General features: G+C 60.5%; 19 protein-coding genes. 12 read left to right on the top strand and 7 right to left on the bottom strand.

Annotated features, from left to right (window positions below):
* Nucleotides 1-4 precede the first annotated feature (4 nt).
* The 3 genes from J8C06_RS05820 to J8C06_RS05810 are packed head-to-tail and all read left to right on the top strand — an operon-like array spanning nucleotide 5 to nucleotide 4,080.
* The gene (locus tag J8C06_RS05820; RefSeq protein WP_211427789.1) at nucleotides 5-1,390 is read left to right on the top strand and encodes an aminopeptidase P N-terminal domain-containing protein; all 1,386 of its coding nucleotides are present in this window, start codon (nucleotides 5-7) and stop codon (nucleotides 1,388-1,390) included.
* Entirely contained in the window at nucleotides 1,387-1,686 is a 300-nt protein-coding gene (locus J8C06_RS05815) for a hypothetical protein (RefSeq protein ID WP_211427788.1), read from the top strand. Before J8C06_RS05820 ends, J8C06_RS05815 begins: the two co-directional genes overlap by 4 nt.
* Before the next feature lie 39 nt (nucleotides 1,687-1,725).
* Nucleotides 1,726-4,080, top strand: coding sequence for a M1 family metallopeptidase (locus J8C06_RS05810; RefSeq protein ID WP_211427787.1), 2,355 nt, complete (start codon nucleotides 1,726-1,728; stop codon nucleotides 4,078-4,080).
* Between the two features lie 59 nt (nucleotides 4,081-4,139).
* Here J8C06_RS05810 and J8C06_RS05805 read toward each other — a convergent pair whose 3' ends face one another.
* The 4 genes from J8C06_RS05805 to J8C06_RS05790 form a co-directional block, all read right to left on the bottom strand.
* Nucleotides 4,140-5,330, bottom strand: a complete 1,191-nt coding sequence (locus tag J8C06_RS05805) for a ribonuclease D (protein ID WP_211427786.1) — start codon at nucleotides 5,328-5,330, stop codon at nucleotides 4,140-4,142.
* A 94-nt stretch (nucleotides 5,331-5,424) separates the two neighbouring features.
* Nucleotides 5,425-6,192 carry a Mov34/MPN/PAD-1 family protein gene (locus J8C06_RS05800; protein ID WP_211427785.1) on the bottom strand — a complete coding sequence of 256 codons (768 nt, stop codon included), beginning with the start codon at nucleotides 6,190-6,192 and terminating at the stop codon, nucleotides 5,425-5,427.
* Complete coding sequence (locus J8C06_RS05795; protein WP_211427784.1) at nucleotides 6,189-6,572, bottom strand: hypothetical protein; 384 nt, start codon at nucleotides 6,570-6,572, stop codon at nucleotides 6,189-6,191. Before J8C06_RS05795 ends, J8C06_RS05800 begins: the two co-directional genes overlap by 4 nt.
* Nucleotides 6,573-6,829: 257 nt before the next feature.
* Nucleotides 6,830-7,900 (bottom strand): energy transducer TonB family protein, encoded by a 1,071-nt coding sequence (locus J8C06_RS05790; RefSeq protein ID WP_211427783.1) that lies wholly within the window; start codon nucleotides 7,898-7,900, stop codon nucleotides 6,830-6,832.
* 216 nt (nucleotides 7,901-8,116) lie between these two features.
* Here J8C06_RS05790 and J8C06_RS05785 point away from each other — a divergent pair, with 216 nt between their 5' ends.
* The 3 genes from J8C06_RS05785 to ispG are packed head-to-tail and all read left to right on the top strand — an operon-like array spanning nucleotide 8,117 to nucleotide 12,208.
* Complete coding sequence (locus J8C06_RS05785; RefSeq protein WP_211427782.1) at nucleotides 8,117-9,604, top strand: ABC1 kinase family protein; 1,488 nt, start codon at nucleotides 8,117-8,119, stop codon at nucleotides 9,602-9,604.
* A gap of 41 nt (nucleotides 9,605-9,645) precedes the next feature.
* On the top strand, nucleotides 9,646-10,926 hold the full coding sequence (locus J8C06_RS05780; protein WP_211427781.1) for a carboxypeptidase-like regulatory domain-containing protein: 1,281 nt from the start codon (nucleotides 9,646-9,648) through the stop codon (nucleotides 10,924-10,926).
* A gap of 58 nt (nucleotides 10,927-10,984) precedes the next feature.
* Entirely contained in the window at nucleotides 10,985-12,208 is a 1,224-nt protein-coding gene (ispG, locus tag J8C06_RS05775) for a flavodoxin-dependent (E)-4-hydroxy-3-methylbut-2-enyl-diphosphate synthase (RefSeq protein ID WP_211427780.1), read from the top strand.
* Nucleotides 12,209-12,270: 62 nt separating this feature from the next.
* Here ispG and J8C06_RS05770 read toward each other — a convergent pair whose 3' ends face one another.
* The 3 genes from J8C06_RS05770 to J8C06_RS05760 all read right to left on the bottom strand — a co-directional run bounded on the left by J8C06_RS05770 (nucleotide 12,271) and on the right by J8C06_RS05760 (nucleotide 16,602).
* A complete protein-coding gene (locus J8C06_RS05770; RefSeq protein WP_211427779.1) occupies nucleotides 12,271-13,632 on the bottom strand; it encodes an MATE family efflux transporter in 1,362 nt (453 codons plus the stop codon).
* Between the two features lie 166 nt (nucleotides 13,633-13,798).
* On the bottom strand, nucleotides 13,799-15,574 hold the full coding sequence (puhE, locus tag J8C06_RS05765) for a putative photosynthetic complex assembly protein PuhE (RefSeq protein ID WP_211427778.1): 1,776 nt from the start codon (nucleotides 15,572-15,574) through the stop codon (nucleotides 13,799-13,801).
* A gap of 116 nt (nucleotides 15,575-15,690) precedes the next feature.
* The gene (locus J8C06_RS05760) at nucleotides 15,691-16,602 is read right to left on the bottom strand and encodes a haloalkane dehalogenase (protein ID WP_407064897.1); all 912 of its coding nucleotides are present in this window, start codon (nucleotides 16,600-16,602) and stop codon (nucleotides 15,691-15,693) included.
* Between the two features lie 251 nt (nucleotides 16,603-16,853).
* Between J8C06_RS05760 and J8C06_RS05755 the strand changes: the two genes are divergently transcribed.
* The 6 genes from J8C06_RS05755 to J8C06_RS05730 all read left to right on the top strand — a co-directional run bounded on the left by J8C06_RS05755 (nucleotide 16,854) and on the right by J8C06_RS05730 (nucleotide 22,293).
* Nucleotides 16,854-17,981, top strand: a complete 1,128-nt coding sequence (locus J8C06_RS05755; RefSeq protein WP_211427777.1) for an ABC transporter permease — start codon at nucleotides 16,854-16,856, stop codon at nucleotides 17,979-17,981.
* Nucleotides 17,982-17,987: 6 nt separating this feature from the next.
* On the top strand, nucleotides 17,988-18,731 hold the full coding sequence (locus J8C06_RS05750; RefSeq protein ID WP_246601990.1) for an ABC transporter ATP-binding protein: 744 nt from the start codon (nucleotides 17,988-17,990) through the stop codon (nucleotides 18,729-18,731).
* Nucleotides 18,732-18,739: 8 nt separating this feature from the next.
* On the top strand, nucleotides 18,740-19,834 hold the full coding sequence (locus J8C06_RS05745) for an HlyD family secretion protein (RefSeq protein ID WP_211427776.1): 1,095 nt from the start codon (nucleotides 18,740-18,742) through the stop codon (nucleotides 19,832-19,834).
* Nucleotides 19,835-20,161: 327 nt separating this feature from the next.
* Nucleotides 20,162-21,475: a DUF4118 domain-containing protein gene (locus J8C06_RS05740; protein ID WP_211427775.1), complete on the top strand. Its 1,314-nt coding sequence runs from the start codon at nucleotides 20,162-20,164 to the stop codon at nucleotides 21,473-21,475.
* Complete coding sequence (locus tag J8C06_RS05735; RefSeq protein ID WP_211427774.1) at nucleotides 21,462-21,623, top strand: ATP-binding protein; 162 nt, start codon at nucleotides 21,462-21,464, stop codon at nucleotides 21,621-21,623. The genes J8C06_RS05740 and J8C06_RS05735 overlap by 14 nt, the downstream gene beginning before the upstream one ends.
* A 1-nt stretch (nucleotide 21,624) precedes the next feature.
* Nucleotides 21,625-22,293 (top strand): response regulator transcription factor, encoded by a 669-nt coding sequence (locus J8C06_RS05730; RefSeq protein WP_211427773.1) that lies wholly within the window; start codon nucleotides 21,625-21,627, stop codon nucleotides 22,291-22,293.
* Nucleotides 22,294-22,394 lie beyond the last annotated feature (101 nt).

Here is a 22,394-nt window from a genome sequence, read left to right as displayed (position 1 = left end):
TTGTATGCCCAATCATTTTGGCGAAGTTTTCCCGCCGCCTGCTTTCAACGCCGAACGTCATGCCAAGCGTCGCCAGCGTGTGTTCAAGGCGCTGGGCGATGACCTGATGTTGCTTTACAACCCGCCCGAAGCCCACCGGACGCATGATTTGTACTACCGCTATCGCCCGGATAGTGACGTGTATTACCTCACCGGGTTTGAGGAGCCGGATGCCATCGTGCTGCTGGTTGGCGGTAAAACGCCTAGGTTTATCATGTTCGTTCGTCCCCGCGACCCTGAGCGCGAAACGTGGGATGGCGCGCGGGCCGGCGTCGAGGGGGCCAGAACCTGTTATGGAGCGGATGAGGCGTTCCCGATTGAGCGCTTCGACGCGCAGATCGGCGCTTACCTGGAACAAACCCAAACGCTGCACTTCAAGTTTGGGCGCGACGAGCAACTCAATCAGCGTGTCATCCAGGCCTTTCGCGCGGCGGCGCGGCGGCGTCACCGGCAGGGTCCAGCGCCTGGCATTATCCGCGACACCTTGCCGATCCTGGGCAAGATGCGCCTTGCCAAAGACGCCGATGAACTCCTTCGCATGCGCCGCGCGGCCGATATTGCGGCTGAAGCTCATCTCTGGGCAATGCAAAGCACTCGCCCAGGGCAGTATGAGTTTCAGGTCGAAGCCGAGCTGGAATACATCTTTCGCAGGCGCGGCGCACTGGGTAGCTCCTACACTTCGATTGTGGGTGGCGGCGCCAACGCCACGGTGCTGCACTACAGCGCCAACAATGCCCTTTTGCGGGACGGCGACCTCTTGCTGATAGATGCCGGGGCCGAGTATGGCTACTACGCCAGCGACATCACGCGGACGTTTCCCGTCGGGCACCGCTTCACGCCAGCGCAGCGAGAAATTTATGAGCTGGTGCTGGCCGCGCAAAAAGCCGCGATTGCCGCCGTTCAACCCGGCGCGCGCTTTGACGACTACCACCAAGTCGCGCTCGAAACCCTGATTGATGGGTTGCGTGACCTCAAGCTGCTGACCGGCTCGCTGGATGAAATCAAGGAAAAGAAAACGTATATGAAGTACTACATGCACCGGGCGGGTCACTGGCTGGGCAGTGATGTCCACGACGCCTGTACCTACTTCACCCAGGAAACTGAAAACGGAACGTTCCTCTATGAAAAGCTGCGTCCGGGCTGTGTCGTGACGGTCGAGCCAGGTCTTTATTTCGCGCCGGGGGGCAAGGGGGTGCCGAAACGCTATGCCGGCATCGGCGTCCGCATCGAGGATGATGTCCTCGTCACCCGCACCGGTAACGAAGTCCTCACGGCGGCCGTCCCCAAGGAAGTCGCCGACATCGAGGCGATCCGCCGTGTCGCTCCGGCTCCTGGGGGGCTGCCGGCATGAGCGAGCTTTTGTTTGACACGGTAAAGTTTTGCAGTAGCTGCGCCCGCCGCGCCACGGACGGCGATGTGGCGGCCCTCGGCGCGCGCATTCGCCCACTCTTTCAAAAGCAGCTCGAAAAAGAAGGCCTGGGCGGCTGTGTGGCGATGAGTAGCCGTCCCTGTTTTGCCAAATGCCCAGACAACGGCATCACCGTCGCGCTTGGCACAAGCGATGAATCGCTACCGCGTGAAGTTTATATCGTTGCCTCACTGCGCGACCTAGACTATGTCTATGCCCGCCTACGCGGTGAAGTGTAGGTCTCATCTTCCCGAAGCACGCTGGTTTTTCGTAACGAAATGAAAAGAATTCACTCTGGTCTGTTTGCTGTTTTGTTGTTCACTGGATTGATCGGTTGGGGGGCGGTGGGAAGTGCCGTTGCGCAGTCCAAGTCCAAACCAAGCGATAAGTTCCGCCAACTGGATGAAGTGCTGCCGACGCCGAATGAGTACCGCACGGCGTCCGGCGCGCCGGGCCATCGGTACTGGCAGAATCGTGCCGATCATGTCATCAACGTCGAGCTGGATGACGAGCGGCAGCGCATCCAGGCCAGCGAAACCATCACCTACACCAACGCTTCGCCGGATGAGCTACGCTATCTCTGGCTCCAGCTTGACCAAAACATCTTTGCCAAGAATAGCGACGCCTTTCGGTCACAGACCTCCGGCGGCCTCGACCGGGTGCCGCTGTCGGTGCTGGATAGTCTCCTGCGGCGACCCGAGTTCGATGGCGGCTACAACATTACGGCCGTGAAAGACGCCAAGGGGCAGCCCCTCAAGTATGTCGTCGTCAAGACGATGATGCGCGTTGACCTTCCGACGCCGCTCAAGCCAGGTCAGCAAGTCAGTTTTTCGGTGGATTGGAACTACAACATCAATGACGCCGTGAAACTGGGCGGGCGTTCGGGTTATGAGTACTTCCCGAAAGACAAAAACTACATTTACGAAATGGCGCAGTGGTTTCCGCGCATGTGCGCCTATACGGACTATCGGGGCTGGCAGCATACGCAATTTTTAGGCGCGGGTGAGTTTACCCTGGAATTTGGCAACTACCGGGTGTCCATCACCGCGCCGAGCGACCACATCGTCGCGGCAACCGGTGTGCTGCAAAATCCGAAGCAAGTGTTGACGGCCGAGCAGATTGCGCGCCTCGAGCAAGCCCGAACGGCCGCCAAGCCGGTGCTCATTGTCACACCGGACGAGGCCAAACGCGCCGAGCAGGGCCGCGCGACCGACAAGAAGACCTGGGTCTTTCAGGCTGAAAATGTGCGCGACTTTGCCTTTGCCTCGTCGCGGAAGTTCATCTGGGATGCCATGGGGCACAACGTCGAAGGCAACCAGGTTTTGGCCATGTCCTACTACCCGAACGAGGGCAATCCGCTGTGGGAAAAGTATTCGACCCACGCCATCATTCATACGCTCAACGTCTATTCGCGCTACACCTTCACCTACCCATACCCGGTCGCCATTTCGGTCAACGGTCCGGTTGGTGGCATGGAATATCCGATGATTTGCTTCAACGGCCCGCGTCCGCTCGAAGACGGCACCTATTCGGCGCGCACCAAGTATGGCCTCATCAGCGTCATCATTCACGAAGTCGGCCACAACTATTTCCCGATGATCGTCAACTCTGATGAACGCCAGTGGACCTGGATGGATGAGGGCCTCAATACCTTCCTCCAGCATTTGGCCGAGCAGGAATGGGAAGATCAGTACCCGTCATTTCGCGGCGAACCACAGTACATCGTGGACTACATGAAAAGCGAAAACCAAGTGCCCATCATGACGCAGTCGGATTCGGTGCTCCAGTTTGGAAACAACGCCTACGCCAAGCCGGCCACGGCGCTCAACATTCTCCGGGAAACCATCCTGGGACGTGAGCTGTTTGACTATGCTTTCAAGGAATACGCGCGCCGGTGGAAGTTCAAGCGCCCTGAACCGGCCGACTTTTTCCGCACGATGGAAGACGCCTCCGGCGTGGACTTGGACTGGTTCTGGCGCGGATGGTTCTACTCGACCGATCACGTGGACATCTCGATTGAAAACGTCCGGTGGTATCGCCTCGACACGCAGAACCCGGATGTCGAAAAAGCGTTGCGCCGTCAGGAGCGCGCGGCGCGCCCGGTAACGCAATCGCAGGAGCGGAACAAGCCACTTCCGAAGCGGGTTGACCAGTATCCAGAACTCAAGGACTTCTACAACCAGTATGACGAACTGGATGTCACCGACGCCGACCGTGAGCTGTATCAGCGGTTTCTGGCAACCTTGACCGACCGCGAGAAAGAAATCCTCAACGCCGGACTCAACTTCTACTTTGTTGACTTCAAGAACATTGGCGGCCTCGTCATGCCGATTATCCTGGACGTGACCTACACCGATGGCACAAAAGAGGAGCTGCGCTTCCCGGCCGAAATCTGGCGACTCAACAACACTGAAGTCTCAAAGCTCATCGTGACGCCAAAAGAAATTGCCAGCCTTACGCTTGACCCGCGGCTGGAGACGGCGGACGCCGATTTGACCAACAACTTTTTCCCACGCCGGCCGGTCAAGTCGCGCTTCCAGGTTTTCAAGGAGCAGCGCCAGGGACCGCCCAACCCCATGCAACTCGAGCGCAAGCGTCAGTCCCCGGCCCAGGGAGACAGTCCGCGCCCATAGGCTTGCTGTGACGTCGGTTGACTCGTGTGGGCTGGGGGAGGTTCGAAGGTTGCGCTGCCCTAGGGGGAGGGCAGCGTGCCAGCCGCGACAATCCGCACGGCCCCTGGTTCGGTCGGCGCAATCTGAAGCAGTGACTTACCCGTAACCAAATCAAGTAGCAGTTCCCCAGCGACAGCCCGCCGCCAGCCCTGCAACAGGGGAAAGCCACCGGCTCCGTCTGGTGGACTCCCCTGGAGAACCCAGCCGGCAAAGCGGAGGAGTTCGTCGCGTGTTGCCAGGAGGCTGGGGGCCAGGTCGAGCGCCCCGGCCCGCAGCCGCAGCACGGCTCCCAGCAAGGTCGCCAACCCGTCCAGGGTCGGATCGTACTCGCGGGCCGCAACCGCTTCTGGCCACTCGCTCTCCGGCAATGCCAACGCCTGCTGAATGGTGTCGAGAATCTCAACGATGGACTCACGCGATAGGTTGTTTGTCCCGCGCATCTGCCGCAGGGCCGCTTCTGACTTCGGTAGCGTGTAAGCAATTTGCCGCAACACATCATCGTGCAGGATCGTTCCCACCGGGCGGTTGCGTGCCCGCGCCGTCATCTCCCGCCACTGGCACAATTCGCGCAGCACCGCCAACTCCTGCTGACTCAGTGAAGCAAGCTTGCCAATTTTGAGGTATTCCTGCCCGGCCTCACGCCCGCGGACTGCTTGCGCCGTGGCGTCCGCGCAGGCTTCGAGCACCCAGTCCAGTCGCCCGTGCTGTTCCAGTTGTTGGCATAGGCCATCATAGACCGGAAAGAGGTAACGCACGTCGTTGAGGGCGTACTCAACCTGTTCCGGCAAAAGCGGACGGCGCGTCCAGTCGGTAAACTGCTGCTTCTTGCTCAAGACGGCTTTGGTGAACCGCTGAACCAGCGCCGCGTAGCCAGTGGCCTCGCCATAGCCGAGAAAAGCGGCTGCGATCTGGGTGTCAAAAACGTTGACCGGGACGGCTCCCGTCTCGCGTCGGAGCAGCGCAATGTCCTGGCTTCCGGCATGAAAGATTTTCCGAATGTGTGAAGCCGTCAGCAAGGCGGCCAGGGGCGTAAGGTTGACGCGGAAGGGATCAACCGCGACAAACAGTTGCCGCAGTCCGAGTTGAACCAGGCACACCAGTGGCGCATAGCGCCCTTCACCCTGAAACTCCAGGTCAATGGTCAGTTCCGTGGTCTGGGTGAGCGCGTGGTGACAGAACTCTTGAAATGCGCGGTCGGTGTCTATCCACATGGCTCAAGACTCACTTACATAGCATATTCCAGGGCTGCCTGGGCTTTGCCGCGGCGCAGGTTTTCTGGCACAAGTCAGGACGAAGCGTTGGTCATCACGGGTTGCCCGGATCACGATAGCGGGACAATGCGGCGCGCACGCCTTGTTTTACCGCGTCCAGCTCGGTCATCAACCGCTGGCGGAGTGAAGGGTCATGGCTAGGGCGCGTTTTGGTCGCTGCTTCGGTGGACGGGAGGGGAAACCCTTCTGCTTGCGCGTCAAAGATGTACCACCCGGCGAGGTGCTGCGAATCCTTGCCGTGGAATAGCCCGTACTCGCCATTGAGTGGATCGTAAACGATGGCTACCTGCCACGTCATGCCAAAGACTTGCCGCTGGGTGGACTGGTCCGTGCCCGACATAAACACCCCAAAGCCTGGATGCGTGTGATACCAGCCGACAATCCGCAAGTCAGCTTCGACGACATTGGCTTGACCTTCGCGCAGTCGGCGCAGGTAGGTCGTCACGGCAAGTAAGTCGGTCGCCCCCATTTCAACAAACGTCGGACCGGCACTGGCCTCCTGGGCTGGTATGGCATCCACGATGGCCGTGAACACGACATCGTGACCATTGATGTCCGCCACGTAAACATTGCCAATCAGCAGCCCCCCGCACTCATTTTCACCAAGGAAGGCGCGCACGAGGTCCGGCAGCGCTTCCGTGGACGGTTCAGGCGGTGCGGCCAGCAGGATTTTTTCTTCGGCTTGTCTCGAAAGAAAGACTTGCAGCCCATCGGTCGAAGGGCGACCGATGGTTTCCACGACATGCGGCAACGAACGCCGGGCCGGCGCAACTTCACGGACGGATTTGATGCGAAAGGTCATGGGGTGAGCGGCTCTGGTTCAAATGGAAAAACTTCGTTGTGTTTCACGTCGAAAGCAAAGCTCTGCACGTCGTCCATGCGGACATAAAGCTTGCGAAAGTGGGCGGTCGGCATGTGGTTCTGAAAGTGCTCGATTTCGCAGTCATCAAGCTCGATGACATCCGTTTCAATGCGTACCCGGCTCACATTTTCCAGGCGCGCATCACGCGCTGCCGAAAGGGTGTCGGTGACTGTCCGCGAGATCCTTCCACGGACAATGCCATAGGGCAAGTACAGCACCAGCAACGGACGCGCGCCGCCGGTGTCAAGCGCGGCACGAATCGCCGTAAAGAGCGTGTCGCTCATGCGAAACTTCATTGTCGGCGCGTCGAGTTGGCTCATGGCAGTCGGTCAACCTTGTCGGGGAAATTGGCTGCCTACGCGCTGAACGCATAGGTGAGGCGGGGAAGTCGGCCAACGCTAGCAGTTTTCATCTGTTGGTAAAATACCCCAGCGGTGGGCGCGTCATCCAACACCAGCGGTGGGCGCGTCATCCAACCGAAGCGCTGCCGATACTTCATCAAGGAGCGTTCGGACGACCAAGGAGCGTTCGGACGGCCACGGTCCCGACCAAGAGAGTGCCTTCGGCACGGCACGCGCTAACCCTTCTTGAAGTTCTGCTTCAGTAGGGCGTTCAACTGGCTGCGTGTCATCTGAACCGTCGCCGTCAAGCGCTTGCCATCGGCTTTGATGCTGGTGTTGTTCAAGAATGCCGCCGTGTCGGGCTTGCGCGGAACGAGCGTCAAGCCCCCATTGATGAGATTCTGCAAGGCGCTGGCTTCCAGCGGCGAGGCCGCAAAACCACCAATTCGGAGCGTCATGAACTGTGGGCCGACATCGAGCGTCAAGGTCGTTGAAGTCAAAATGTGCAGCGGACCAAGTGCCTGCGACGCGCTGACGGCACGCGCAATGTTGAGTGCCGCTTCATCCACAGCATCAATCCCGGACGACTTGACAATCCGAATGCCAGTCAGTCGGCCGCTGGGCTCGACCCGAAAGGCAAGCGTAATGACGAAGGTTTCTTGTTCAATGTCTAGTTCGCCGGATTCACTCAGCGCGTAGAGCTTCGTGACAACTGCCTTGATCGGCCCAACATCAACCTTGCCAAACCCCAGGGGACGGTTCGGTGGCGGCTCGCGGTCGGGTTCGTTTGGCGCCGACTCCGTGGCGCGCCCACGGCGTGCTTCTTCGGCCGCGCGCCTTTCTGGTTCGGATTCTTGTTCCCGGCGGCGACGCTCGGCCTCGGCGCGCCGGCGGGCTTCTGCTTCGCGCCGGCGGCGAGCTGCTTCTTCGGCACGGCGGCGGGCGTCAGCTTGGGCCGCTTCATTCACGGTTGCATTTGGCGTTATCAGGCCTTCGGGGTTAGGCAACGGCTTGTAGCGCGGATCCGTGAGCGTCACCCAATCAACATCGTAAGCGCTCTCGACGACATCGACCTCAAAGGGAACGATGAACGTCCGATACATCTGGTAGCCCCAGAATGGAAGATGCAGCAGGAGCGCCAGCCCCAGCCCCAGCTTGAACCCATGCCGGACCCAAAAGGATGGCGAACCCTCAAAGCCAAGCGTGTGCGGCGTGGCGTAGATGAAGCCCCGCAGAATATACGCTCGCCGGGACGGGACTTCGGCTGCTTGCGTGGGCGGTGGGGTGGGTGGGTGTTGGTCAGGCATCGTTTCGTGGGCGTCTCACAACCGCGGCTCAAGCATGGCAAGACGTTGCATCGTGGAAAAAAGTTTCCCCGGTTGCAAGTCGGTTTGCTTCTGTGGTGGCGGATATTCGGGGCTTGCTTGTCACGCTCTGCATGCTTTCGTACTATCGGACTACCCGTAGCGCGCAGAACCCAAACCTATCGCGCGCTTAACTGGATTAAAGCTGCTTTGCTCGACGTGACGCCTCCAAGCTCGACTGCCAACACTTCACTGAACGCGCCGCTGCTTGACCGTGCCACTTCCACGGTGGCGCGTCATTCGGTGGCCGGTCGCTATCAAGTGGCACGCCGCGCGGCCGAGGTCGTTGGAGCCGCCACCCCGTTGCTTCTCGGATATTGGCGGGATGAGCAACGGTTTTTCTTTTTTGGCGGGTCGCGTGAAGTGACCGAAGCCATGCATGCGCAGCGGGCGCGGCGGATTCGTTCTGAAATCGAACGCCTTGGCGTTGGCTTCATCAAGGTTGGGCAGGTTGTGAGCACCCGGGGTGACCTGTTGCCAGAGCCTTACTTGAACGAACTGCGCGCCCTCCAGGACAACCTGACGCCACTGACGTTTCAGGCTGTGCGAGCTGCCCTCGAAGCGGCCTACGGCTGCCCGCTGGAAGATGTTTTTGAAGCGTTTGAGCCGGCGCCAATTGCAACGGCCAGTATCGGGCAGGTTCACCGGGCGACCTACGACGGCCAACCCGTCGTGGTCAAGCTCATTCGTCCCGGCATCGAGCACCAACTGGCGACGGACTTTCGGATCGTCACCACGCTGCTGCGCTTTCTGGACGAACAGTTGGTTCGCTTTCGGCGAGAAAATTCGGATGTCCATGTGTTGACCCGGCTGTTTTCCCAAATCGTGACCGAGGTCAATGCCGGATTGCGCGAAGAGATGGACTTTGTTTTTGAGCGCGCCAATGCCGAGCGGCTTGGGGCGTTGTTGGCCGATAATCCGCTCGTGGTGGTTCCGAAAGTGATTGGCGAGCTATGCCGGCCAAACGTGCTGGTGTTGGAGTATCGTCCGGGCATCAAGATCAGCGACGGCGACGCGCTCCGAGCCGCCGGCTTCAGGCCGCTCGAAATTGTTGAGCGTTTGGTTGAGGTCTATCTGGAAATGATCCTGGTTCACGGCGTGTACCACGCCGACCCGCATCCAGGGAATGTCGCCGTGGACGAGCGCGGACGCATCATTTTGTATGACTTCGGCATCGTACGAACGCTTTCAGCACGCATTCGGGAGAGCCTGCTCAAGATGACGCTCGATGGGTTACGTGGCGACGTGTCTGCCATCGTGGATGAACTGTACCGCATGGGCGTGGTGGACCCGGCGGCTGACCGCGCCACGGCGCTGCGCGTCGGCGAGAAGTTTCGCGAACTCTACTTGCGCGACATGCCGACGGCGGAGCGCATCGAGGGCGTCGGGCGCTACATGCGCGACGCCTTTGGCTACGTCCCGCTGCGCATGCCAAAGGAAATGGTGTATGTCTTTCGTGTGGTTTCCATGCTCGAAGGCTTGGGAACCTGTTTCAAACCTGGGTGGAACATCATGGCGGACGCCTCGCCCGCGGTCCAGCGGGGCATTCGTAAAATGATGATGGCAAATGAAACAATCAGGTGGCCCGAACTTGTCGCCCAATGGGTTGGGCGGTGGGTTCGGTCACTCTTTACCCGTCCAGCATAGGCGCATCGGTCACTGGCTGGGGCGGTGGGGAGATTTTTCTTATGCGGCATCATGCGAAGCAGTTTTTTTACCGTAGCGCGCAGTTGGTTGGGGTGGCGCTCTGCCTTGGGCTGAACGGGTCGCCGGCTCTGGCGCAAAATGGAGCGATTCGTGGAACGGTCTTTTACCAGGAAAACGCGAACGCCAAGCCAGAGCCGCGGCCCGGCGTGGAGATTCTCATTCTACGTCAGGACATCAAGGGCCAGCTCAAGACCAAGACCGATAAAAAGGGCGGATATTTCTACACGGTCCAGGCCTTTGGCACTTACGTCGTCGTGGCGCATGGGCCAGGCTATAAGTACCAAGTCAAGCCTCCCGTCCGCATCACCAGTACCGAGCCGTTACAGATCGATATCACGATCACGCCGGGGGATGGGAGTCTTCCGCCGGTGGCGCAGCTTTTAGCCGAAGCCCAAGGTGGGGGCACCCCGGAAGCCCCGGCTGCCCCAGCCGCGCCGGCCGACCCGCCAGAGCCGACGGCTGAAGAAAAGGAAGCCGCGGCCAAGCTCAAGGCTGAACGGGAACGCATCGAGAAAGAAAATGAGCGGGCGCGCAACATCAACGAAGAACTCCGGCGGCTCATGGAAGCCGGCAATGCGGCCTTTAACCGAAAAGACTTTGAAACGGCCGCCAGCGAGTACCGGAAAGCACTCGAACTCGATGACAACCAGCCTGGTTTTTTGGGCAACTTAGCCTCGGCGACGCTTGAAATCGCCGTCAAACGCTACAATGCCAAGCAGCGTGATGAGGCGAAAAAAGCTTTTCAGGAATCCGGTGATGCGGCTGCGCGCGCCGTCGCGCTCAATGATGCCCAGCCTGCCGAACGGCGCGATCCGGTGTACCGGAGCAAGGCCGCCGAGGCTTACCGTTTCCTGGCGGAGTTGTATGCTGATGCTGAAGCGGGTGAAAAGGCCGGGAAGTTTTACAGTGAACTTGCCGATGCCCAGACCGACCCCAAGAAGCGCCTTGAATTCAAGGTCAAAGCGGGAGATGCCTATCGGTTTGCGGGCAAGTTCAAGCAGGCTGATGAGTTCTACCGCGCCGTGCTTCAGGAAGATGGTAACAATCTTTCAGCCATGAACGGGCTGGCAATGTCTCTGCTGTCGTCTGACCCGGAGCTGCTCGATCCAAACAAGGCCGGTGAGGCGATTGCTTTGTTTGAAATGGTGGCGGCCAAGGCGACCGACCAGAACATGAAGCAATCCGCGCAGGCCAGCGCCGAGTATATTCGGACAACCGCCAAGGAAATCGTGCGTCCCAAACCGGCGCGGAAGAGAAACTAACACCGGCACGGCTCGTCTCGTTGGCAAGTCGTGCTGACTCAAGCGAAAGATTGGGTTTATGGCTATCGCTCTCCGTCGCACTTCGGTTCCGGTCAATGTCGGTGGCGTCATCATTGGCGGTGGCGCACCGGTCGTGGTGCAGTCCATGACCAACACCGACACGGCCGATGTTGCCGCCACCGTCGAGCAAGTCGCGGCGCTCCATGCGGCCGGCTCAGAAATCGTCCGCATCACGGTCAATGACCGGGATGCGGCCGCGGCTGTCCCGGAAATTGTCCGGGGCTTGCGCCGGCGTGGCGTAGAGGTACCGTTGGTGGGTGACTTTCACTACAACGGACACACGCTGTTGCGTGATTTTCCAGAAACGGCCCGGCTACTGGCCAAGTACCGCATCAATCCTGGGAATGTCGGCTTTGGCAAAAAGCATGACGAGAACTTCAAAGCCATCATCGAGCTGGCTATCCAGTATGAAAAACCAGTTCGGATCGGGGTGAACTGGGGTTCGCTGGACCAGTCCATGCTTGCCCGGATGATGGATGAAAACGCCCGACGCGAGGCTCCGCTTTCCGCCCGCGAGGTCATGCTCGAAGCCATGTGCGCCAGCGCGCTTGAATCGGCCGAGCTGGCGGAATCCATTGGCCTACCGCATGACCGCATCATCATCAGCACGAAAATTTCAGAGGTGCAAGACCTCGTCGAAGTCTATCGGGCGATTGCCGCGCGGTGCGACTACCCCTTGCATGTCGGGCTGACCGAGGCCGGGATGGGCGCGAAGGGCATCGTCGCCAGTGCCATTGGTATTGGCTTGCTGCTCCAGGATGGCATCGGCGATACGATTCGCGTGTCGCTGACGCCCACCCCAGGCGGCGACCGAACGGAAGAAGTGCGGGTTGCCCAGACGATTCTGCAAACCATGGGGATTCGCAGCTTTACACCACTGGTGACGGCTTGTCCGGGGTGCGGGCGGACGACCAGTACGCTCTTTCAGGAAATGGCCCAGGACATTCAAACCTATCTGCGCGAACAGATGCCCATCTGGAAAACGCGCTACCCAGGCGTCGAAGCCCTCAAGGTGGCCGTCATGGGCTGTATCGTCAACGGCCCGGGTGAATCCAAGCACGCCGACCTTGGAATTTCACTGCCGGGAACGGGTGAGGACCCGAAAGCGCCCGTGTTTGTGGATGGCGTCAAGACCACGACGCTCGAAGGCGAGCAGATTGTCCCGGCCTTTATTGAAATTTTGAACCGCTACGTCGAGCGGCGCTTCGGTCAATCCAACTGAGGCTGGCTGGCCCAGGCTAGCTTGCGAGCCGTGATGTTCTACGCAACAGGAAGCTGGCGTCTCTAGGCTGGCGGCTGCCCCGGCACGCGGCTCAGGAGGTGGAAGCGAACGAAAAACATTCCGGCTGCCAGCGCGAGTCCGATAACATACCCCATCCAGATACCGGCTTCGCGCCAGCCAAGGTGGAAGGCCAGCCCATAGCTGACCGGTATGGTGACGAGCAAGTAAGCCACACAGGCCAACAGAGTAGGCACGATGGCGTCGGTCAGGGCACGCAACGCAGCCAGCATCACCACCTGGAGTCCGTCAACCACCTGAAAGGCCGCCGCAAAGGTCAGCAGCTTGGCCGAGAGGCTAATAACGGCCGAGTCCTGGGTGTATATCGCTGGTAGCCGGTTGCGGAGCGCCAGGATGATCACAGCCGTCATGCCCATGTAGGCCAACACGACATGGGCACCGGCAAAGCCGGCCGCGCGCATGACCCGCTGCTCACCCGCGCCGAGGTAGTGGCTCACCCGGATTGTCGTGGCGGCGGCAATGCCCGATGCTCCCATGAAGGTGAATGATGCAATCCCTATGGCAATTTGGTGCGCTGCTTGGGCGGCTTCGCCTAGCCATCCCATCATCAGCGCCCCGGCCGCGAAGGCGCCGACTTCGAGGACGAACTGCCCGCCAAGCGGCACGCCGAGGTTCAGGTACTGCCGTGCAGCAGCCATCTGCCACCGGGCCTGCCGTAAAGCGGCCCGGTAAGGCGCAAACAGGCTCAATTTGACGAAGAAGAGCGCAAACGCCAGTGGCATGGCCACACGTACGGCCAGCGTCGCCAGTCCGGCCCCGACGATGCCCAGACGGGGAAAGCCCCAGTTTCCAAAAATCAGCGCGTAGTTCAGCCCAACATTGAGTAGTACTTCCAGTCCCGTAATAGCGACCGCAATCCGCGTGTTGCCCAGTCCTTCGGTGAACTGCCGAAAGATTTGGAAGGCGACAATCGGGAGGAGCGACGCCACCAGGAGCAGGTAATAGGGCTTGGCGTCCGCCGTCACCTGTGGCGTTTGGCCCATGTGGTCGAGCCATGGATAGGCTCCCAATAGAAGCAGGGTCACGAGCAGCCCAACCGCCAAGTTGATAGCCGCGCCGTTTTTGAGCCACCGGGCCGCGGCCGCAATGTCGTTTGCCCCGCGGGCGGCCCCCACGAGCGGCGTCAACGCCAGCGTAAAGCCGATTGAAAAGACCAGCCCGACGACAAAGACGCTCTGCCCAAACGACGAGGCCGCCAGCGCGGTCGTGTCGTAGTGTCCCAGCATGATGCTGTCGGTCATCTGCACCACCAGGTGCCCCATCTGCGAAAACATGACGGGCAGGGCGAGTTTGATGTGGGCGGTGTAGTGACTTGCCACCCGGTGGTTGGGCGTATCTGCCGTCATTTGCGTAAGCCTACCAAGCCGGACTGGCGCCCAGTTTGAACGTGCGCAAAAAGCCACGCAAGCCTTGGATGAGCCTTCGATCAACGCGGCCTGAAAATGGGTTGAAGCCAGGGATGGCAACGGAGTCCGGGCCAGGCTGGCCGGATGGGCGGCTGGGTTTGCCGACTCAAGGCGTGTTGACTGCCGAAATCACTGTGGGAAGGTAAGCCATCTCGGCTGGTGAAACGGGCACTGAGGCGGTTGCCGATGCAACGGCCGCGCCGTGAATCCGGGCAATGAGTTCATGGTTGAGCGCGCGCCCGATGACGACCACCGAGCTTTCTGGCGCTGGGGCGCAGGGGGTGAGATTGAGCGTGTTGCCGGCGTATTCCAGACGCAGCCAGCCGCCTGCCGTTTTGAAGACCCCTTTGGCCCGCGCGACGTTGCCGTAGCGCCCGGCAGCCAAGTCGTCAAAGACTTGCTGTAACGCGGCCGCGTCAAAGGTGGCAGTGGAGGTTTCCGAAACTTGCTCGAAGGTCAGCCGGGGCGGCAGGGTTTCGCCCAGGCAAGCATCTTCGCGGGTGTCGCTGAGGTCGGTGAGGTCGAGTCGCCCAAAGCTGGTGTGAATCACCTTGGCCGTGACGTTGTGGCGGGCAATGCGGTCGTCAATCTGGGCAAGTTGTGCCTGTGACAAGCCATCGCACTTGTTGACGACCACGGTTGCTGCGGCTTCGACATAGGCATCAATGGCGGCTTGCACTGGGCGTTCCGCCGTGAGCCACTGGTTGCCGTCCACGACGGCCACGACCCGAATAGTCCCAAGCTGTTCGCGGCAGCCGGGTTGATGCAGTGTCCCCAGGAGGTCGCCGAGCGCCGCCGCGCCGGACGGCTCAATCAGGATGCGCTCCGGCCCGTACTCATGGATGATGCGCATGAGTGTCGCGGCGACATTGCGGGAGAGGGTGCAGCACAGGCAGCCGCCAGAGAGTTCAACCATCGGCGCATCCTGACTGCTCCCTTCGCGCATCCCTTCGCGCAGGCGCGGCCCGTCCAGCCCGATGTCGGCAAACTCGTTGACGAGCACCACCGTTTTTTCACCGAGTTGCGGGAGCAGATTGCGCAGCAAGGTGGTTTTCCCAGAGCCGAGAAAGCCGCCGATCACATCTACGGTTGGCTTGATGTCAGGCGGTTTGCGCGACAGCAACCCCCAGGCCCAGACGCCAACCGGCTGGGGCAGGATGAGCCACCAGTGTTCCAGAATGGCCAGCGCCATCAGGACGCAGGCCAGGCCGTTGGCCGTGGCCGTAAAGGCATCTGCGGCGTACAGGGCGCGGTAAAACAGCCAGTGCGCGCAGGCCGTAGAAATCGTGACCGAAAATGGAAAAAACCAGTTGATCGGACGCTTGGCGAAAAACTGGGTCATCCGGCGCAGGTGCTCCGGCAGGTATTCCTCATTGAGGTTGCGAACGCCAAAAAACACGTTGAGCTTGGCAGATTGGTGCATCCACCAGTGGATGGTGAACGTCCACAGCGCCACCTGGTTTTCACCTGGCGTGGCCAGCCAGACGAGCGCAAACCCAACGAAAATTGAAAGTTCGTGAAACAGGTTGGCCTTGACGCCATGAACAAAATGTCGCCAACCACGACAGTGCGGGGGGCAGGGTGGCACATCCAGCCCGACGACATAGCCCGTGTAATAGCTCGTCTCAAACCATCCCCAGGCGACGATGCCGGCCAAAAAACCAAGCACCGCTCCCAGGGGCGTCACCAAGTGGCTAATCGTGGGCATCAGCGCGAGCGCGCCGGTCGCCAGCAGCGAAGAAGCCATCATCACCCGGCGTCGCCAGCTTGGACGGCCACAGGCGAAAATAATTGCCACCGTCGCCGCCCACCACACGACGACGGCAAACACAGGCAATCCAAGCCAGAGCAACCAGGGGCTTTGCAAACTTGTACCGAGCATGGGCACGACGGGGGCGCAAGAGGTAGGCGGCGCGTGCAGCGTCCGCGCCTGCCATCAACCTACTTCGTGCTAGGCACAGGCCGCAATCAAATCCACTGGGGCGCTGATGGGTGGGGCTACGGGTGTGGTGTCTGGGCGATCCAGGCCGCGATGACGTGGGCCAGTTCCTCGCCTTTGTCTTCCTGTAAAAAATGCCCGGCCCCCAAAATCGTTACATGGGGCTGTCCATGCGCACCGGGGATAAGTTTTTGGAATACCTGTTCGCCGCCCTTCGTGACCGGGTCGCTGTCACTGAAGGCAGTGAGAAACGGCTTCTTCCACTGCTGAAGGGCTTGCCAGGCTTGCCGATTGGCCGGCGCTTCGGGATCGTCGGGCGTCGTCGGGACGAGCATGGGAAAGGCGCGTGCGCCGGCCAGGTAGCGTTCGTCGGGAAAAGGCGCATCGTAGGCGGCAATGACCTCTGGTGACAGGTCGGTTGCGCAGGCGCCTTTGACGATGCCACCGGCGTGGAAGACAGGTGTCGTTTGCGAGTACGCCCGCCACCGGAAGAAGGCTTCCGGCAGCGGGTGGTCGCCCGTCGGCAACCCCGTATTGCCCACCACGATGCGCGCGAAGCGTGGCTCAAGCGCCACGGCGACCCGCAGCCCGATCAGTCCGCCCCAGTCCTGCCCAAAGAGCGTGATGCGCTGGAGACCGAGCTGCTCGACCAACCGCGTCATCTGGGTGACGTGAAAGCGATAGCTGTAGTCCTCACGGCGGGGCAGTTTGTCAGAGCGCCCAAAGCCGATGAGGTCTGGCGCAATGACGCGGTGGCCGGCCGCAACCAGAATCGGAATCATCTTGCGGTACAAAAAGCACCACGATGGCTCTCCGTGAAGCAGCAAAACGGTTTCTGCCGCGTCGCGTGGACCCTCATCCACGTAATGCATGCGCAAGCCATTCACTTCGATGTAATGCGGAGCGAAGGGGAAGTCGGGGAGGTTGGCAAAGCATTCGTCCGGCGCGCGTAGGGCGGCTATGTCGGTCATGGTGTGCATCTCCAAATCGTCATTTTGGCATCGTCGTTGGACAGTTACCCCTTCCCCAGCCTGCCGATGGGCTAGAGCCGTCACGGGATGTCCGGTTGGCTTCCGAAGCTAGGTACGGGCTGCCATGTACGTAATGTGGCCTGACTTTGGCAAGTCTGCCTTGACGGTCGTTCAAGGAAGCGCCTATCGTAACGACCGATTCAAACAGTCGTTTGAATTTCGTATGCTTTCTCACGAAGCAGGTGTCAGCCATGTGGCGCATTGGTTTGAAGATGTTGATGGGCGACCGCGCCAAGTATTTCACGCTGGTTGGCGGGGTCTCGGTGGTCGTGTTTTTGTTCATTCAGCAGGGCTCGGTCTTCTGTGGTTTGATCGGGCGCACGGCCAAGCCGGTCGAAGCCATTGGCGCGCCCATTTGGGTGGTTGACCGCAACTTGCAGGTGGTGGACGAGTTCAAGGGGTTGCTCGACACGGACTTGCTGCGCGTGCGCAGCGTCGAAGGGGTCAAATGGGCCGTGCCCCTGTTCATTCGGCAGGCGCAGGTGCGGCTGCCAAATGGCAAGTTCCAGGCTGTCCGGTTGGTGGGCATTGACAGCGCGACACTGGTTGGGCGGCCGCCACGTTTGCTCGAAGGCCGGATCGAAGACCTCAACGCGCCGGATGCGGTGATTGTCGGGCGGGCGGAAATGGAGCGCCTCGGCAGTCCGAAGATCGGCGACACCTTCGAGATCAACGACCGCCGGGCGCGGGTGGTGGGGATCGCCGACGTGCCGCGCGACTTTCTGTCCAACCCGTATCTCTACACGACGTTCGAGCGAGCGGTGCAGTACGTCCCCCGCGAGCGCAAGCTGATGAACTACATCCTCGCCGCGCCCAAGGATGGCTACCCAGTCGAGCAAGTTCTGGAGGGCATTCGTCAAACAACCGGACTCGCCGCCTATGACGAAGACGGCATGCGGTGGCTGACCATGAACTACTACATGCGCAACACCGGGATTCCGGTCAACATTGGCATCTCACTGGTGCTGGTCTTTTTGGTTGGGATGGCCGTCATCGGGCAGACCTTCTATGCCTTCGCGCTTCAGAATGAAAAGTACTTTGGCGCGCTCAAAGCGATGGGGGCGGGGAGTTGGACGCTGGTGGGCATGATTGTGCTCCAGAGTGTGATTGTGGGGTTGATCGGCTACGGCATTGGCGTGGGCGGCGGCTGTCTGGTCGGGTACTGGGGCGGGCAAGGCAAGGGCAAGCTGGCTTTTTACACGCCCTATCAACTGCTCATCATTGCCTTTGTCTCCACCATGCTGATTTGCGTTCTATCGAGCCTCCTCAGCATCCAGCGGGTGTTGCGCTTGGAACCCGCAGTCGTGTTTCGGGGGTGAGTCATCATGGTACAGGCTTCGGCTGGCGTTGCCCCATCGGTTGCTGCGGTCGCCTCGGCCGCATCACTTCAACATGTCAACAAGAGCTTTGGGGTGGGGAACACCTACTTGCCGGTGCTCAAGGATATCAACCTTGAAATTCGCCGGGGTGAGCTGCTGTTGTTGGTCGGCCCGTCAGGTTGCGGGAAAACGACGCTGCTATCGGTTCTGGCCGGCATTCTCGACGTGGATAACGGGGTCGTGGATGTCTTTGGCACGCGCGTTGACCAGCTTTCTCAGTCTAGGAAAACCATCTTTCGGCAGCAGACCATTGGCTTCATCTTTCAGCAGTTCAATTTGATTCCGACGCTGACGGCGACCGAAAACGTCGCGGTGCCACTGGTCATTCAGCGCCGGCCCTACGCCGAGGCTATCGAGCGAGCGAAGCACTACCTGGAACTGGTTGGCTTGGGCGACCGGTTGGACCATTTCCCAACACAGCTTTCAGGTGGACAGCAGCAGCGGGTCGCCATTGCGCGGGCGCTGGTTGCCGAGCCGCGCCTGGTGGTGTGCGATGAGCCAACGGCGGCGCTCGATGGCGCGACCGGACACATGGTCATGGAGATGTTTCGCAAGGTAGCCCTGAGCGCCGAGCGCGCCATTGTCGTCGTCACCCACGACAATCGAATCTTTTCCTATGGCGACCGGATCGCCGAAATGCTGGATGGGCGCATCGTGGACATCCATGACAACCCTGACCACGTCAAGTGAGGTTTCGCGTGATTAAGAAAACGCTGTCTATTGTCTTGCCGCTTGTGGGCTTGGGTTTTGCCATCTGGTGGGTGATTGTGACGGCGCGGCAGCCGATGGCTGCCCCACCTGTATCGCCGCCGGCCGAGAGCCAGTTTGACCGCCGCATTGCCGGTGCGGGTCTCATCGAGGCCGCGACGCGCAATATCAACGTCGCGCCGCCGTTGCCCGGACTCGTGACGGCTGTTTTCGTCCGGGAAAACGATGTTGTCCGGGCTGGCGACCGGCTGTACCAGATTGACGACCGGGAGCAGCGAGCACGACTGGTCAGCGCCGAGGCCAACATCGTTCGGGCTGAGGCGGCGGTGTCCACGGCAAAAGCCGATATTGCCAATGGTCAGGAAGCGATTCGGTCGGCGCAGGCGAATCTCAAAAGCGCCCGTGCCAATGTGATGGCGCTGGAAGCCCAACTGGCCGACGCCGAGCAAATCGTCGCCCGCAATGAAAAGTTATATGCCGCCGGTGACGTTGCCGAGCGGGTATTGATTTCCAGCCGCGCGGCGCGGGATGCTGCGCAGGCGCGAGTCGCCCAAGCCCAAGCCCAAGTGACCCAGGCGCAAGCTCAAGTCACGCAGGCAGAAGCCCAGGTGCGGAGCGCCGAAGCCCGCTTGCAGGAGGCCGAAGCGCAGGTTGGCGTGTTGCGCGCCCAGCGGGCCGAGTTGGCCGTGAACCTGTCACGCCTGACCGTGACGGCGCCGCAGGCCGGCAAAGTTCTTCAGGTCAACGTGCGCGTAGGCGAGACCCTGCCAATGACCCCGACGACGCCGCCGATCCTGCTCGGTGACACGGAGTATTTGCAACTGCGTGTGGATGTTGATGAAATCAACGCGCCCCGCATCAAGCCAAACCTCAGGGCAACAGCGAGCCTCAAGGGTGATGCCACCAAGACCGTGGATTTAGAGTTCGTGCGGATTGATCCGTACATTCTGCCCAAGCGCAGCCTGACCGGCGACAATGCCGAGCGTGTGGATGTGCGCGTCCTGCAAGTCATCTACCGGTTCAAGCCGCCGGCCTTTCCGGTGTATGTCGGGCAGCAAATGGATGTCTTTATTGACGCCGAGTGATGTTCGGCAGCGCGTCAATGGGGAATGCTCGACCAATCCGAGCATCAATGAGCCTTGGGTTTTGACCGGCCCCTAGGCCGTAGTCGGCGTGGTGGAGGACGGCGCAACTTCGGGGCTGTTTTCCACTGCCCCCGCACAGTAGTCAAGATAATATCCCAACAAGGAAAACCACGTCGGTCAATCGCCTGGGAAGCTAACAACGCTTATCAAGTGGCTTGGCGAGCCGGCTGGTAAGGAGGGGCAGGCACAGCATCGTCAGATGGTGGTCGGCTTTCGAGCCTCACCAAGTTTTGGCCCTCAGCGAAGCGTTTACGAGGTAGGGTGACGATGAGGTTTTTACGGAGCATTCGCCCAAAAGTCGTTGATTGTGGTCGCCTGGCTGCGCCCTACGTCATTGGGAGCCTGGGGGTTGGCTTGCTAACGGCGGCGGGTTTCTACTGGCAGATCCACTCGACGACGGTCGCGCTGCTGTATCTCATCGGGATTGTCCTGGTGGCGCTCAACGCCGGACTGGCTCCATCCATCTACGTGGCTTTGCTGTCCTACCTCTGCCTGGATTCGTTTTTTACAGCGCCGCTTTTTCGTCCGGCGATGAACCAGCCGTTGGATTTCGTCGCGCCGGTTGCTTTTCTGACGACGGCCTACACGATCAACCGACTGATCAACCGCAATCGTCAATCGTTTCTGGAAATCCAGATGTTGCGCGATGAGCTGCGGCTGGTGATGGATACCATCCCCGGCTTGGTCTGGAGCGGGTCGCCGAATGGTTCGGTGGAGTTGCTCAATCAGCGGTGGGCCGAGTTCATTGGTGAGCCGCTCAACCGTGGGCAGGACTGGGAAACCCTCCTGCCCGTGCATCCGGCGGACGCCGAACACTTCACCAGGGCCTGGCATCAGGCGCGTCAAAGCCAGGAACCGCTCGATGTCGAGGTGCGCGTCCGGCATGCCTCGGGTGTCTATCGCCGCTTATGGTTGCAGGTCGTCCCGCGCTGTGATGCGGAAGGGCGGGTCGTCACTTGGTACGGTCTGGGAACCGACATCGAAGATTGGCGCCAAGCCGAGGAGGCGTCGGAACGGTTGCGGTCGGCGTTGGCGCATGTTGCCCGGCTGACGACGCTGGGTGAGTTGACGGCTTCCATTGCCCATGAGATCAACCAGCCGCTGGCCGCTATTGTCAACAACGGCAGCGCCTGCCTGCGTTGGCTGGCGGCTGAACCGCCGAATCTGGCCGAAGCGCGGACGACGGTAGCAGCGGTCATCCGCGACGGGAATCAAGCGGCCGACATCATCGCCCGAATTCGCGCACTGGCGCGTAAGACCCCAGCCGAAAAGTGCTGGTTTGACCTGCGACCGGCCATGCAGGAAGTCGTCCTCTTGTTGCGCCCGGAAGTCGCCGCAAAGGGGGCGACGCTCCAGATGGAGGTTGCCGAGGCGATGCCACCGGTGCTGGGAGACCGCGTCCAGTGTCAACAAGTCGTGCTCAATTTGGTGATGAATGCCCTGGAAGCGCTCCCCCCGACTGCCAATGGCCCGCGCGAGATTCGAATTCGCGCGCGGCCGGATGAAGCTGACCAAGTGGTGGTCGCAGTGTCTGACACGGGCGTTGGTCTCGACGGCGTCAACCCGGATGGCCATCTTTGAGGCGTTTTACACGACCAAGCCCCACGGGCTGGGGCTTGGCCTCGCGATTTGTCGCTCGATTGTTGAAGATCACGGCGGACGCCTGTGGGTCATTCCAAACGACGGCCCTGGCGTGACCTTTCAGTTTACCCTTGCGGCGCGTGCCTGAGATGCCTGCTCCAGATGCCGTTGTGTACGTCGTGGATGACGATGAATCCGTCCGCCAATCGCTGGGAAACCTGCTGCGTTCGGCCGGGCTGGCTGTTGAGCTGTTTCCTTCGGCCGCCGCTTTTCTAGCGAAGTGGCGGAGGGACAGTCCCGGTTGTCTGGTACTGGACGTGCGTTTGCCGGGGACGAGCGGCCTCGACCTTCAAACCCAACTGACGGCTGCCAGGATCAGCCTTCCGATTATTTTCATCACCGGCCACGGTGATATTCAGATGTCCGTTCGGGCGATGAAGGCTGGAGCCATCGAATTTTTGACGAAACCGTTTCGGGATGAAGACCTGCTTGCCGCTATCGAGCAAGCGCTCGCGCGTGACCGGGAAGCCCACCGCCAACGCGCCGAGTTGGCAGCCTGGCAGGCCCGCTATGCGTCGCTGACTGCGCGTGAGCGGGAAGTCATGGCGCTGGTGGTCGCCGGGCGGCTCAATAAGCAAATCGCCGCCGAGCTTGGAACAAGTGAAATTACGGTCAAGGTTCACCGCGGGCAGGTTATGCGCAAAATGCAAGTTGATTCGCTCCCGGAATTAGTGCGATTGGCAGAGCGTTTGGGCATTGGTGGTGATCCCTCCGGTGCCCAGACACGACTGCCCGAAGAAGGCACGCCGTACCGCTAGCCCTGAGCCACGACCTCCCCGCCGTGGCTACAATCTGACGCGCCCCACGCCTGAGTTGGTATCAAAATAAACTTATACCAACGTATAATAGACACACTCCT

The organism is Chloracidobacterium validum, assembly GCF_018304825.1.
Classification (GTDB): Bacteria; Acidobacteriota; Blastocatellia; order Chloracidobacteriales; family Chloracidobacteriaceae; genus Chloracidobacterium; species Chloracidobacterium validum.
This window is presented reverse-complemented; position numbering and strand designations above follow the sequence as displayed.